Consider the following 13,869-nt stretch of genomic DNA (forward strand, 5'->3'; position numbering starts at 1 on the left):
ATCGAGGTGGCACAGCCTGCGATACATCTCGTCCTGGCTTTCACGTACGGCGTGGTTCTGCGGCAACAACTCGCAGCAACTGTGCAGCAGGTGCAGCACTTGCAATGCAAGATCGGGCTCCCAGGCGTGCAGGCCTGAGTCCTGTAATGTCTGATCGAGGGTTTCGAGCTGGTTCTTCGCCAGTTCGTATTTCTTGGCCAGGAAGCACAGCCGCGCGAGGGTGAACTGCCAGAAGAAGCGTTCACGGCCACCGTGGGCAGATTGCAGACCCTGCTTGAGAATCTGCACGGCCGGCTTCAAACCTTCCTTGCGCAGGATCGGCTGGACTTCCTCGAGGGCTTTTTCCCACGCCGGCTGGGTTTCGACGTTCTCGCTTTCGACCTTGCGCGGCGCGCTGGCGCTTTGCAGGTGCGGCATGACATTGGCGGCGATCCACGCCCGGGTGGACGGATCGGCAAACGGCGCGCCGTCATGGAAGCGCAACTCGATGATGCCCGGCAGGCGCTGAATCAAAAGCGCGAAGTGGATTTCCACTTCGCGCATTGCCAATTCGGCGTTGAGGTTCTGGAGACATTCCCAGACCATCCTCTGGCCATCGAACCAGAACGGCGCCTTCGCCAGGCTCGCCTCCAGTTCCACCAACAGGTCGGCGTATTTGCCCTGATCGAAACGGTCCTGATAGAGCTTGAGCTTTTCCAGCGGCAGGCCGCGCAATACGGTGATCTGCTCGGCGTTGCGCTCGGGCACCGCGTCGATGGTCATCCACAACAGCGTGCGATTGAGGCGCAGGGCGCGCAGGTCAGTGGCTTTCTGTTTCAGCCACCAGGCGCACAACGGCCGGGCGCTTTCCTGCTGGGCACGCAGGGCCTTGTGCGCATCCCTTTCGTTGTCGATCGGCGCGCCTGGAGTGAGCAACTGGCTCGCCGCCTGCTTGACCTGCGCCACCGCCGCGCCCACCACACCGGGAGCCGGCTGGTTGTCGGCGGCGCGCTGGATCATGGTTTTCAGGCGGCGGGAAATCGGCAGCAGCAGCGGCGCATCATCGCCCAGATGTTCAGTACAGGCGGCTTCGAGACCGGCCAGGTGCTCGGAGAGCTGCCGGAACATCGGCAACTGCTCTTTGATCGCAATGTTTTCGGTAATGACCTGCTCGAGACGCGGCACCAGCCAGCCAATCGCGGCGGCACGGGTGCGGGGTTTGAGCGGGTGGACGTCGGCCCAGTTGTTTTCCGACAGATGGTGCAGCAGACCGAGGCCGGCGAGCAGGCCCGGGAAGGATTCACGCTGGTACAGCGACCAGGTCAGCCAGGCGCCGACACGCAGATCCTTGGATTGGGTACGCAGCAGATTTTCGCTGTTTTCGCGGATTTTCAGCCAGTCGACCTGCCCGCTTTCGTGCATCGACGAAGCCTTGGCCAGCTCACTTTCCAGCGCCTCGAACTCGCTCGAAAAACGAACGTCTTCGCCCGCGAAATTCTCTTTGGAAACAGAGACTTTTGCGAGTTCGAGGTAATGGGCGGAAAGTTTGCTTGAGTAGGACATCCATGGCCTTTATTAAGGATTACAGTCGTGCGGGCGAATGCAGTTTCAGCCACGCGGGACAGTATCGAAGAGCAGTTCAGCGACTCATCCAATTGAGATGTGCTCTTTCAAGTGGGCGCATCGTAATCACTATGATGGCCACTAGCAAGCATCTGATTAAACAACAAGACGAACTGTTCATTGAGGTCTGCAGGAGATCGCCCTATATGCCGCAGGGGTTTCCCTGATGCCGCTTATTAATCAGCACATTTCCCCTGCTCCCGCGAAACCGTTGACCCAGAGCCTCCCACCCAGCCGGGCGAGTTTATCTGACGCTCGTATCCTCGAGCGGCGTGCAGCATGACAAATTCAAAAGAAAATAGAAGTAGGACACTTCCGAAAATGACCGATTGCCATCAAGAAGTTTCCAACGACAACGGTGATCGCAAAAAGTGCCACTATAATGATGGCACTTCATTATTCTGAAACTTTTCTCACTGTCAAACACCGTCAAGTCGATAGTTATCGAAGCGGCGTCCTACAGACACTTCACTCATTCCCCCGACACTTTCAAACCCGGAATACTCTGACAAATGTCAGGGATACTTCTTACATCAATTAGTTTGCCGCGCCGTTAGCTTGCCTTGGCAACTTTTCATGCGCGGCGATCAGGGAGGAACGGTATCGCGCTCTGACTCATTTTGCTTAAGGACAAGCCCATGTTCGGCAAAGGCCACTGCGCGCCATTCTCACTGCACATCCCGGCCATTCGTCACGACTTTCAGGTGCTCGCGTTCACAGGTACAGAAGCGATCAGCCAGCTGTACGCTTTTCGCGTCGAGCTGGTGAGCGAACACGCGGATTTTGATTTGGAAAGCCTGCTCAGCCAGCCCGCCTTTCTGCAGTTCGGATTAAGGGATGAAGGCATTCACGGGCGGATCGAAGATGTAATGCTGGGCGAGACCGGAAAGCGCCTGACCCGATACGAGCTGACACTGGTGCCGGCGCTACACTATCTGCAACTGAGCCAGGACCAACGGATTTTTCAGCAGCTGACAGTGCCGCACATCATCGCGCAAGTGCTCAGAGGGCATGGCATCCAGGCCGATGACTTCACATTCAATGTCGCCGCCGGCGAGCCACGTGAATACTGCACGCAGTACGGCGAAAGCGATTTCCTGTTCATCCAGCGCCTGTGCGCCGAAGAGGGTATTGCCTGGCATCACCAGCATTCGGTCGACGGGCATTTGCTGGTGTTCAGCGACAGCCCGGTGTTCGCGCCCAACTTGGGTACGACACCCTTTCAGGTTGATAGCGGCATGGTCGCCGAACACCCGGTGGTCAACCACCTGACCCTGGGCTTCAACACACGCACCAGCACTGTCACCCGCCGCGACTATGACCTGAAGCGCCCCAACCTGCTGCTGGAAAACCGTTTCACCGCCGAGTTCAGTCCCGAGCTCGAAGACTACCGCTATCCGTTGTTGATGACCTCAGAGAGGTCCGGCAAACAGCTGGCGCGTCAGACGTTGGAGCGCCACCGCAGCGATTACCAATGGATTGAAGGCAAAAGCAATCAGCCGATTCTGCGCAGCGGTCACCTGTTCGATCTGCGCCAACATCCTCGGCCGGAGTGCAACGAGTCGTGGCGGCTGCTGCAGCTCTCTCATGAAGGCAAGCAACCAGGCGTGCTCGAAGAGGTCTTCAGCAGCGACGATGCCCATGCTGCCAATGGCTTCACGCAGGGTTATCGCAACACGTTCAAGGCTATCCCTGCGGATGTGTTTTACCGCCCGCCACTGCCCGCGCCGAGGCCTCTGCTGGTTTGCCAGACCGCAAAAGTCACCGTGCCACCGGGGGAGGAAATTTTTTGCGACGAGCACGCACGGGTTCGGGTTGAGTTCCCCTGGGACCGCACTGAACGCAACAGCGAGAAAAGCAGCTGCTGGCTGCGCGTAGCCTCCAGTTGGGCGGGTGATGGATTTGGCGCAGTGGCCATACCCCGGGTTGGAATGGAGGTGGTCGTGACTTTTCTGGAGGGCAACCCGGATCACCCCTTGATTACCGGCTGCGTCGCCAACAAGGTCAATGGTGTTGCTCATCCCTTGCCGGCGAGTCAGACCCGAACGGTGTTGCGCAGCCAGAGCACTCCGCGCAATGGCGGCTACAACGAACTGTCGATCGAGGATCGCGCCGGGCAGGAAAAAATCTACCTGCGGGCCCAGCGTGATCTGGAGCAACTGATCCTCAACGACAGCCGCAGCCTGATCACGCGCGACCGCCATGAGCATGTCGGCAATGACAGCACCAGCCTGATTGAGGGCCGGGATTCGCGCACTCATCAAGGGCTGCGCAGCACACTGATCAATGCCGATGACATGCTGACCGTCAGCGGCACCAGCAGTCAGACCGTTGGCGCCCTGGTGATTCAGGCCGGTCAACAGGCGCATGTCACTGCAAGCAACGTGGTGATTGATGCCGGCATGAGCCTGACGCTGTCAGCGGGCGGCCATCACATCGTGATCAATGCCGCCGGGATTTTCAGCAGCGTGCCCATGGTAGAGGGCGGAGCGCCGCTGCCGGGGCTCGCGCCGCTACAACCGCTACAGGCAGAGGCCGGTCTGGCTCCTCCGATCAACGCCACACCGCAGTCGATCATCAACAGTGCCCGCCTGCAGGCGGCGGACTATTGCCCGCTGTGCGAAGCCTGCGCGGCGGGTCTGTGCGAGCTGGGAGAAGTCGCATGAGCCCGGTCGCACAATGGTTGTACGCGCAATCCCGCGCCGGCTGCGATCTGTATCTGATGCTCGACACCGACGATCAAAGCGCAGAGCACGCTGCGCTGACCCGCGACCTCGGCACCGCGCGGTTTCGCCCGCTGTACACCGGCACGCCGGCCGAGTCGCTGGCGCCAACCGGCCCGCTGCTGTTGCAGATCGATACGGCGCAGCATCCCGCCATCCAGGCCTTGCTCGCCACGCCCGAGCGCAATTGGGGCTGGCTGGCCAGTGCCCGTCATGGCGAGCTTGATCTGCTGGCCGCGCACTGGCGCGAGCGCCTGATCACCGGCGAACGCCCGAATCAGGCGGTGTACCGCGTGCATGACAACCGGGTTCTGGGACGTGCGCTGGCGCACCTGCAACCCGAGCACCGCGCGGCGTTTCTCGGACCATTCAACAGCGTCTGCTATTGGCACGCAGAGCGATGGAACGCCATCGACAACCCGGACCCCGGCCACCACCCGCTGCCGATGGATCCGCCGTGGCTGCACACGCCGACCCCGGAGCTGATCTACGCCAACGTGCTGTTCGACAACACCCGCCGTTACCTGGTCGGCGAACACACCGAAGCCATGGCCACGCTGGCCGAACAACTCGACGTCGATGAGTGGTTGTGGGGCCTGATTCAACTGACGCAATTGTGGGGCTGGCAACAACCGGAGCAAGTGCATTTCTTGCTGACCCGCAGTTTGCAGTTACCGGGATATCGGCCAGGCAAATCATGGCTGCCCAAACCCGGTGAAGATCCGGCGATGCATTTTGAGCGGGTATATCAGGAAGCGTTGTATTGGCAGGGAGAGGTAGGTCGATGAGGAACTTGAAACGAGGGTTGCTGCTGAGTGGATGCCTGGGATTGCTGGTGGGTTGTACGACGGTGAAGACCCCGAACACGTTTACGTTTGTTCCGGATTTTCCGCCCGGATTCAGGTACGACCTGACGGCCACCTATGTTCCGGCCAAGGGCCAAACATGCACCGTGCCTGGCGGGAGAAACACTCAGCTGGGATACAACAAAACCAATATGAAGTACGAAGGGACTTCCGAGATCCCGCTGTACAGAACCGTAAGCGAATGTCCTCTGGCGCTGAATTACATCGAGATCAAGGTCATCGGTATTTATGGTTCAGGGCGAAGCAACTTCAGTTATGACTACGCCTCGATTGCTGTGCGTCCGGAGTTGTTGGAACGACAGATGGGTAGTTTCAGAGATGACGAGACAGCTGAGTTCTTTGGTGAATGCATGTGGTCTTTTCGCACGGTGGGCCCGAAGCGTTATCTGATCAAACTGCTGACCTGCAAAAAAATGGATGCACAGGGCAATGTCGGGCGGAGCCGTCCTTTCACGGCGTACACGCTGACTCAGCTTTCCGGAAAAACGGTGACTCTGAAAATCCAATTATCTGAGCGGGAAAAGCCCGCTTTTGGTGACACGTGGGTAAAAGTGCCCGGCGGATGGAAGCGCTGCATGGGGAAAGCCTTTGAGGATCAGGATGCGTTCTGTTTCGGCAACGACAAAGATTTCAGCACTTTCAAAATGGTCGATGGGCGGGTTTGCACCATCTACCCAGGATGCACAGAAAACACGGAAGAAAAGCCATGAACGACCGGAAAGAATTCAATCGGCGGCAAACGCTCCCGCGTATCAAACGAGCCCTCATCGCCAGTACTCTCGGCGGTGTTCTCGCTCTGACTTCAGGCTGTTCGGCGGTAGACAAGCCAAACTCCTTCACCTTTATTCCGGACTTCCCACCTGACTTCAAATACGAGCTCAAGGCTATCTATCTGCCTGCCGCAGGTGAAACCTGCCGCGTGCCAGGAAAGCCGGATTTCTGGGTGAGCTTCAATAAACCCACCATGGAATATGTAAGCACTGCGGAAATCGAGTTGTACAAAACCGTCAGCGATTGTCCGTTGGCGCTCAACAAAGTGGAAATCAAGGTCATCGGGTTTTATGGAAAAGGCCGAAGCAACTTCAGCATGGACTACGCCTCGATTTTCGTTCGCCCAGAGTTGCTGGAACGATTAAAGGGCACTTTCAACGAGGACGGTGCAGGGGAGTTTTATGGTGAATGCATGTGGTCATTCCGCACCGTCGGCCCACATCGATCCCTGATCAAACTGCTGACCTGCAAAAAAATGGATGCACAGGGCAACGTGCTGCGAACGAGACCTTCCACGGCATACACATTGACTCAACTTGAGGGCAAAACGGTGACGCTGAAAGTTGGGTTGTCTGAAGAAGAAAAGCCGGCTTGGGGAGACACATGGGCCGAAGTGCCCGGTGGCTGGAAACGCTGTATGGGCGAGAAATTTGAAGATCAACACGCCTATTGCAACGGAAACTACAAAGACTTCAGCACGTTCCGGATGGTGGACGGAAGAGTCTGCACCATCTACCCGGGATGCACGGAGAAATGGGAAACAAAACCATGAATACCTCCCCCTTAGCCGCCAATCATGCACCTTTCATGTCGGGCAATATTCATGCATGCCCCCGGCGCGCGCATTCGACAAGCTTTCAATTCGTGGACGAATTTGGTGATGGCAGACCCTACGCCGGCTTGAAGATCGAAGTTATAGATTACGAAGATACGGTTTATACGCTAAGGCTTGATGCTAACGGCTTCGCAAAGGTCGACAGCCACTACTGCGGCCCTTTAGTACTTAAGGCAAACCGCCCATACGACGGTTCGGACACTCTATACAAGGGGTTGATAAAAAGACCCCACTATCCCCTTCCCATAACTGATCTCCAAGTCCGCGCCGAAAAAACCCGCTTCTTCCACAAAACAGGCACTCGCACCCAGGCAAACCCCGCCAAGGACCTGTCCGAAACCGATGCGTACTGCCAGGTCGAAGTCAGTGAACTGGTAAAGCACATCGCCCACCTGCCACCACTGGTTGCTCGTCGCGACCCTCCGAAGAGGGCGGCGCACAAGCTCATGCGCCCCGCTGCGAAGTCCAGAGACTTCACGGCCGTCGATAAAACTTCTGCGGATGGCGGACTGCACACCATCTTGAGTGCGGCGGAGATGGCCACCGTCGAATTGGGGTTTTCCCCGCCGCCGCCCAAGGGCGTCGCACTGCTGCCGAACAAACACCATGTGCTGGAAGTACGGCCGATGAGAGCGCTACGGCCAATGCTGTCGACAGGCGACGCGTTCTGCGCGCTCAACCTTTATCAGCTGTCGGTGATGGCGACGCTGAGCTACACCGATTTCGGACAGGAACCCAACACTCAACCGGTGCAGACCGACACGGTAAGCTTTCCGGTACAGCCCAGCAGCGGCAACTGGTTCGGCCACGCGCTGCCGCAGTTCGACGAGTTGTGGAAGGTCGATGACTCGCAAACGCAGAAATACTACCCACTGTACGAAGACGTGCCGTATTCGAAACGCCTGGAAGTGGTGCCGTTCGACCCGAACCTTTACCCCGAAGTGAATGACCCCGCGTTGGGCGACGAACAAGAACACCCGGCCAAGTTGCACTGTCTCGATGACCGTAACAAAGACAACAGTACTGATACCCAAGCTTTCATCTGCCACCATGACGAGTTGATCCTGATCAGCGTGCGAGGTACCAGTGAGATCTGGCCCGACGGCCGGCGTGACGGCGATGCCTATCAGGTTCCCTTTGCCGAAGGCGAAGGCAAAGTGCACCGCGGTTTCTACGGTGGCGCTTTGGCGGCTTATCCATTCATCGTGACTTATCTGGAAAAATTCTACAGCGGGCAAAAGCTGCTGATCACGGGTCACAGTCTGGGCGGTGCAGTTGCACTGATCCTGTCCGAGATGCTGAGACGCAACCTGGAGTTCTCCCCGCAAATCGTGCTCTACACCTACGGCGCCCCCCGCGCTGGTGACACCACGTTCATCGAAAGCGCCAAAGCATTGGCCCACCACCGCATCGTCAATCAGAACGATCCGGTACCGAGCGTGCCGGCGACCTGGATGAACACCTTTGCCAAGCCTGGGCCGATGTACGCAACCAACGCCGTGGTGCTGGGCTTCAACCCGGTCGCCGGCCTCGGCCTGCTGATCTGGGGAATCATCAATTTCTTTGGCGACGACTATGGGCATCACGGTGCTTTGCGCCATTTCATGCCCGTTGAGTTCGACAAGGACCACCGATCCTCCCTTCTCTGGGAGCCGGGTTGCAGCACGATCGTCGATCACGGCTGCGCCAAGGCCCTGCGCGCTACCAACGGCTTGCCCGAACGCGGATCGTTTCTGCGGCAGTTGTTCGACCGGGGTCACCACTCAATGGTCGTCAGCTACATCCCCGGCTGCTGGGCCAGCTTGCGCCGTTGGCAGGAAGCACTGCAGCTCAAGCGTTCGCTGGTGACCAATCGCGAATTCGAGTGGATCAGCAGCGCCCTGGAGAATATTCAGCAACAGCTGCGGGCCGTTAAGCGTGAACTGGAAAACAACCACCGTTCTTACGTGCGAGAGCAGGAGCGCGCGCACAAGACGCTGATGCTCAATCAGGAAATAGACAAGATCAGCATGACCAAGGCCCGCCTGACAGCGCTGCGCGATCAACGGGTCAGCGAGGCCGACGTTTACGGCAGCTATGCCGACCAGCCCGAATGGGTCGAGGAAAGTCTGCTGCGCTGGAACGCCCACCCTGAAAACCTGGTTCAGGAGCAACTGGCGATGATCCCGCCAGCCGCTGAAGACCACGACGCCGCTATCGCCGCGATGACCGGTGGGCATGCAGTTGGCGCGCCGTTTCAGCTGGATATTGATTCGATTGTGTAGCGTTTAAACAGCGGGCCGGCAAAGCACCGCTATGGCAGAATCCGACACCCCGAAAATTCGGTCCTCTTAATACAGCTGCCAAGGAGCTTCATTTCATGGATTTGAAACCACTAGTGTTCGCCGCACTCATCGGCTTTCCCATCACCCCGGTATTAGCAGATACACCGCCACTAGACGGCCATTACTACCTGACCGGCGCAATGGAAATGGGCGCGGAGTTGCTGTTGCGCAAGGACGGTACCTTTGACGCCGGCGTGGCGTACGGCAGCGCCGACGGTTTTGCCAAAGGCACCTGGAAGGTCGAGAACCAGACAGTAGTGTTGGAAAGCACAGCCAAGCCTGCCTCCAACAGCGATCTGGGCGGACTGTTCCAGGATCTGCAATTGGCAATCGAGCCAAACTGCCTGGCTGTGGACTTCGGTAACGGCAAGGCTTGCTTCCGACGCCAGTAAGCCATCAGGCAACCACAAAAAATGGGCACCCGACCGCAATCGGTGTGCCCATTTCTCATTTGCGGTTCTCCCCGTCATTCAGGGGAGCACGCCGCCATCAAGGATTGACGCTGTCTTTCAACGACTTGCCTGGCTTGAACGCCACGGTGTTGCTGGCCTTGATCTTCACCGGTTCGCCGGTCTGCGGGTTTTTGCCGGTGCGGGCGCCGCGGTGGCGCTGCAGGAAGGTGCCGAAGCCGACCAGCGTCACGCTGTCCTTGCGGTGCAGGGCGCCGGTGATTTCTTCGAGGACGGCGTTGAGGACGCGGTTGGCCTGTTCTTTGGTCAGGTCTGCCTTTTCGGCGATTGCAGCGGCGAGTTCTGGTTTACGCATTAGTGAAGCCCCTTTGACGGTTTTTTGTTGTTATGTCCGTGCTGTTCTCGTTGGAACAGCGCCCAAAGCGCCGCAGGCTCTACTCTGCGGCAGACGGAAGTGAGAATGGCACGCCGCCAACGGCGGCGCCAGTCTCCCCAAGACCTTTGTCGGGGCAAAAGAGCGGTGTTTACGACAGAACGACCGGCATTTACGCCAGCAGCGGCGGCAGCTGTTTGTTCAGGGCCAGTTTTTCCATGACCGCCCCGCCGGTCAGTGCGTAACCGAGCAACTGACCGTCGGCACTGCGGCACAGCGCTTTGATGTCGGCGCCCTGCCCTTCAACGCTCCACACGCCCTCGCGGCCTCGTGGCGGCGGCGAAACCACCAGCGGGCACACCGGGGTTTTTACGGTGATCGGCATCGGCCCGTAGCTGACCGCGGTCGGATTTGCAGCGAGGGTTTGCGCCAGTGCACGGGCGCAACTCATCAGCGGCATCACATAGAGCAGATTGAGCCCGTCGACTTCAGCGCAATCGCCCAAGGCGTAAATGTTGGTGTGGGAAGTCTTCAGGTAACGATCGACCGTCACGCCGCGATTGACCTGCACGCCGGCAGCTGCCGCCAGATCGATGCGTGGACGCAGACCGATCGCCGAGACCACCACATCGCACGGGATGATCTGGCCATCGGACAGGTGCGCTTGCAGGCCATCGGCGGCTTTCTCCAGCCGGGTCAGCACCGGGCCGAGGTGAAACTTCGCCCCGATACTTTCCAGCCCGGCCTGCACGGCCGCCGCAGCGGCAGGATGCAAGAGCATTGGCATGACCTGCTCGCACGGCGCGACCAGTTGCACTTCGTAGCCGCCGAGGATCAGGTCATTGGCAAACTCACAGCCGATCAGCCCGGCGCCGAGCACCAACACCCGACGCTTGCCCTCGGCGGCGGCACGAAAGCGCGCGTAATCTTCCAGATCATTGATCGGGAAGACCAGGTCAGCGCCGTCGCCTTCGATCGGCACGCGGACGGTTTCCGCCCCCCAGGCGAGGATAAGGTCGCGATAGGGCACCGCTTCTTCGCCGATCCACAAACGTTTGTGGCCGGCGTCGATACCGCTGATGCGCGTATGGGTGCGCACTTCAGCGTTCAACTGCTCGGCCATGGCGCCGGGTTCGGCCATGCTCAGGCCGTCGGCGTCCTTGTTCTTGCCGAAGCCGGTGGAGAGCATCGGCTTGGAGTAAGAGCGGCCGTCATCGGCGGTAATCAACAGCAGCGGGGTTTCGCTGTCGAGCTTGCGAAACTCGCGGGCCAGGTTATAGCCCGCAAGCCCGGTGCCGATGATGACGACTGGTGCGCTCATGCCTTACTCCTGTGTTTTGCTTAGTTGATTTCGATCATTTCAAAGTCCATCTTGCCGACACCGCAGTCGGGGCACAGCCAGTCTGCCGGTACGTCTTCCCAGCGGGTGCCCGGCGCGATGCCGTCATCCGGCCAGCCGTCGGCTTCGTTGTAGATCAGGCCACAGACGATACATTGCCACTTCTTCATTCAGGTACTTCCTCAGGGTTCAGGCGTAGTGCCGGCGCGGACGGTCGATGGGTGCTGCGCTGCCATCCGGCTCAGGGCGTTTTGTACTGAGGGTGCCGGGCAGATGCAAGCCTGTTCGGCGCAACGGCGGCCGGCGCCGCTCGATCTTGTCGCCCGCCATGGTAAGCTCGCCGCCTCATTTGCGGCCAATAATGACTCATTGTGCAACATTCAAATGCCTGTCCCGCCCCGCTCTGGCTGACCCAAGCCCGCCTGACGCCTCGCCCCGATCCTCTGACCCTCGACTGGTTGTTCGACGAAGGTTCGCTGACCCGCCGTTTGACTCGGTTGTCCAACGATGGCTTCAGCGTGACGCCGTTGTTCGAAGGCTGGGACACCCTGCGCGCTGATGAATGCGCGGCACTGGATCTGGCCGAGGGCAGCGAAGGCTGGGTGCGCGAGGTGTATTTGCGCGGCCATGGCGAAGCCTGGGTGTTTGCCCGCAGCGTCGCCTCGCGAGCAGCCCTGCAAGGCGATGGTTTGCACATGGATGAACTGGGCAGCCGCTCGCTGGGCGAATTGCTGTTTTGCGATCAGGCGTTCCAGCGCCGCGCGATTGAAGTCTGCCACTACCCTGAACAATGGCTGCCGCCTGCGGTGAAAGCCCCTGCGCTATGGGGTCGGCGTTCACGTTTCGACCGTGGCGCGCTGAGCGTGCTGGTCGCGGAAATTTTCCTGCCGAGCCTGTGGATCGCCGCCCGCGCCCATCCGGAGAACTGCTGATGTACCAGAGCCTGCTCAAGTCCCTCAACCGTCTGAACCCGCGCGCCTGGGATTTCGTTCAGTTGACGCGCATGGACAAGCCGATCGGCATTTATCTGCTGTTGTGGCCAACGCTGTGGGCGTTGTGGATTGCCGGCAAGGGTTCGCCGTCACTCGCCAACATCGTCATCTTCGTCCTCGGCGTGGTGTTGACCCGCGCGGGTGGTTGCGTGATCAACGACTGGGCCGACCGCAAGGTCGACGGCCACGTCAAACGCACCGCCCAGCGCCCCCTGGCCAGCGGCAAGATCAGTTCAAAAGAAGCGCTGGTGTTCTTCGCCGTGCTGATGGGCATCAGTTTTCTGCTGGTGCTGTGCACCAACGCGCCGACCATCTGGCTGTCGCTGGGCGGTCTGGCGCTGGCGTTCACTTATCCGTTCATGAAGCGCTACACCTATTACCCGCAAGTGGTGCTGGGTGCGGCGTTTTCCTGGGGCATGCCGATGGCGTTCACCGCCGAGACCGGCGAGTTGCCGGCGGCGGCGTGGCTGCTGTGGATCGCCAATCTGCTGTGGACGGTGGGTTACGACACCTACTATGCAATGACCGATCGCGATGATGATCTGAAGATCGGCGTGAAATCCACGGCGATCCTGTTTGGCGAGGCGGATCGGGTGATCATCCTCGGCCTGCAGGCGCTGTCATTGGGCTGCCTGACGCTGGCCGGGTCGAAGTTTGAGCTGGGGATCTGGTTCCATCTCGGTTTGCTGGTGGCGGCCGGGTGTTATGCGTGGGAGTTCTGGTACACCCGTGATCGTGATCGCATGCGCTGCTTCAAGGCGTTTTTGCACAACCACTGGGCCGGGTTGGCGATATTTGTCGGGATCGTTCTGGATTACGCATTGCGCTGAAGATCCATACCTGTGGGAGCGGGCTTGCTCGCGAAGGCGGTGTGTCAGTCAACCCTGAATGTGACTGACACGACGCCTTCGCGAGCAAGCCCGCTCCCACAGGGGGTTTTCTGGTTATTTGGCCTTGGCGACTTTCCACGCGCCGTCCATTTTGCCTTCGCCGGTCATGTCGCCAGCCTTCTTGTCCATCACGAAGGTGTACAGCGGCATGCCCTGGTAGGCCCACTGCATCGAGCCATCGTCACGCTTGATCACCGTCCAGTCGCCCATCGACTTGTCACCTGCCTGCGCCATCAATGGCGGCCAGTTCGCTGCGCATTTGTCATTGCACGCAGACTTGCCAGCAGCGTCCTTGGCGAAGGTGTACAGGGTCATGCCTTTGTGGTCAGTGAACATGCCGTCCTTCTCCATCGCCGGATCGGCAGCCATGGCCAGGCCAGGCAGCGCCAAGGCAGCGGCCATCAGCAGGGCTTTGAAACAAGCAGTCATCTGAGTCATGGAAACCTTCTTTTGTGGTTGTCAGGATTCGGACTTGGAGCTTAGTTCAGGATCAGCACAATCGCCGCCACTCTGAAATACTGTCACACGACTGCAATAATTCCGTTATCTAATGCGGCGCAAGACAGTTAAATGACAAGAGGATTAAGGCATGGTTGGCAGGAGCATTCTGATCGTCGACGACGAAGCGCCGATTCGCGAAATGATCGCCGTGGCGTTGGAAATGGCCGGCTATGACTGCCTCGAGGCAGAGAATTCGCAGCAGGCCCACGCCATCATCGTCGACCGCAAGCCGGACCTGATCCT

Annotated in this window: 14 protein-coding genes; 9 read left to right on the forward strand and 5 right to left on the reverse strand. The window is 59.1% G+C overall.

Annotated elements, in window-relative coordinates:
• Positions 1-1,542: type VI secretion system protein TssA (gene tssA, locus ACIGDJ_RS27520; protein ID WP_397504690.1), on the reverse strand; the 1,542-nt coding region annotated here is incomplete at its 3' end.
• Positions 1,543-2,240: 698 nt separating this feature from the next.
• Here tssA and tssI point away from each other — a divergent pair.
• The 6 genes from tssI to ACIGDJ_RS27550 all read left to right on the forward strand — a co-directional run bounded on the left by tssI (position 2,241) and on the right by ACIGDJ_RS27550 (position 9,513).
• The gene (gene tssI / locus ACIGDJ_RS27525) at positions 2,241-4,268 is read left to right on the forward strand and encodes a type VI secretion system tip protein TssI/VgrG (protein ID WP_312999813.1); all 2,028 of its coding nucleotides are present in this window, start codon (positions 2,241-2,243) and stop codon (positions 4,266-4,268) included.
• Positions 4,265-5,113, forward strand: coding sequence for a DUF4123 domain-containing protein (locus ACIGDJ_RS27530; RefSeq protein ID WP_397478664.1), 849 nt, complete (start codon positions 4,265-4,267; stop codon positions 5,111-5,113). The genes tssI and ACIGDJ_RS27530 overlap by 4 nt, the downstream gene beginning before the upstream one ends.
• The gene (locus ACIGDJ_RS27535) at positions 5,110-5,901 is read left to right on the forward strand and encodes a hypothetical protein (RefSeq protein ID WP_101161726.1); all 792 of its coding nucleotides are present in this window, start codon (positions 5,110-5,112) and stop codon (positions 5,899-5,901) included. The genes ACIGDJ_RS27530 and ACIGDJ_RS27535 overlap by 4 nt, the downstream gene beginning before the upstream one ends.
• Before the next feature lie 41 nt (positions 5,902-5,942).
• Entirely contained in the window at positions 5,943-6,734 is a 792-nt protein-coding gene (locus ACIGDJ_RS27540) for a hypothetical protein (protein ID WP_101161807.1), read from the forward strand.
• On the forward strand, positions 6,731-9,061 hold the full coding sequence (locus ACIGDJ_RS27545; protein WP_397478712.1) for a lipase family protein: 2,331 nt from the start codon (positions 6,731-6,733) through the stop codon (positions 9,059-9,061). Before ACIGDJ_RS27540 ends, ACIGDJ_RS27545 begins: the two co-directional genes overlap by 4 nt.
• 95 nt (positions 9,062-9,156) lie before the next feature.
• Positions 9,157-9,513, forward strand: coding sequence for a hypothetical protein (locus ACIGDJ_RS27550; RefSeq protein WP_101161730.1), 357 nt, complete (start codon positions 9,157-9,159; stop codon positions 9,511-9,513).
• A 97-nt stretch (positions 9,514-9,610) separates the two neighbouring features.
• Here the strand turns inward: ACIGDJ_RS27550 and ACIGDJ_RS27555 are convergent, their stop codons facing one another.
• From ACIGDJ_RS27555 to ACIGDJ_RS27565, 3 genes are all read right to left on the reverse strand, one after another.
• The gene (locus ACIGDJ_RS27555) at positions 9,611-9,886 is read right to left on the reverse strand and encodes an HU family DNA-binding protein (RefSeq protein WP_003213368.1); all 276 of its coding nucleotides are present in this window, start codon (positions 9,884-9,886) and stop codon (positions 9,611-9,613) included.
• Between the two features lie 190 nt (positions 9,887-10,076).
• Positions 10,077-11,225 (reverse strand): NAD(P)/FAD-dependent oxidoreductase, encoded by a 1,149-nt coding sequence (locus tag ACIGDJ_RS27560; protein WP_397478665.1) that lies wholly within the window; start codon positions 11,223-11,225, stop codon positions 10,077-10,079.
• A 20-nt stretch (positions 11,226-11,245) separates the two neighbouring features.
• Positions 11,246-11,413, reverse strand: coding sequence for a rubredoxin (locus tag ACIGDJ_RS27565; protein ID WP_003177199.1), 168 nt, complete (start codon positions 11,411-11,413; stop codon positions 11,246-11,248).
• Positions 11,414-11,614: 201 nt separating this feature from the next.
• On the opposite strand from ACIGDJ_RS27565, the gene ACIGDJ_RS27570 reads away from it, so the two are divergent.
• Both ACIGDJ_RS27570 and ubiA read left to right on the forward strand, forming a co-directional pair.
• Entirely contained in the window at positions 11,615-12,175 is a 561-nt protein-coding gene (locus ACIGDJ_RS27570; protein WP_397478666.1) for a chorismate--pyruvate lyase family protein, read from the forward strand.
• Positions 12,175-13,065 (forward strand): 4-hydroxybenzoate octaprenyltransferase, encoded by an 891-nt coding sequence (ubiA, locus tag ACIGDJ_RS27575; protein ID WP_101161735.1) that lies wholly within the window; start codon positions 12,175-12,177, stop codon positions 13,063-13,065. Before ACIGDJ_RS27570 ends, ubiA begins: the two co-directional genes overlap by 1 nt.
• Positions 13,066-13,179: 114 nt before the next feature.
• Here ubiA and ACIGDJ_RS27580 read toward each other — a convergent pair whose 3' ends face one another.
• Entirely contained in the window at positions 13,180-13,563 is a 384-nt protein-coding gene (locus ACIGDJ_RS27580; protein WP_397478667.1) for a hypothetical protein, read from the reverse strand.
• A gap of 151 nt (positions 13,564-13,714) precedes the next feature.
• On the opposite strand from ACIGDJ_RS27580, the gene ACIGDJ_RS27585 reads away from it, so the two are divergent.
• Positions 13,715-13,869, forward strand: a 155-nt coding sequence (locus ACIGDJ_RS27585) for a response regulator (RefSeq protein ID WP_397504691.1), incomplete at its 3' end; no start/stop codon positions are given.

It is taken from the genome of Pseudomonas sp. NPDC079367 (assembly GCF_044542195.1).
Lineage (GTDB): Bacteria > Pseudomonadota > Gammaproteobacteria > Pseudomonadales > Pseudomonadaceae > Aquipseudomonas.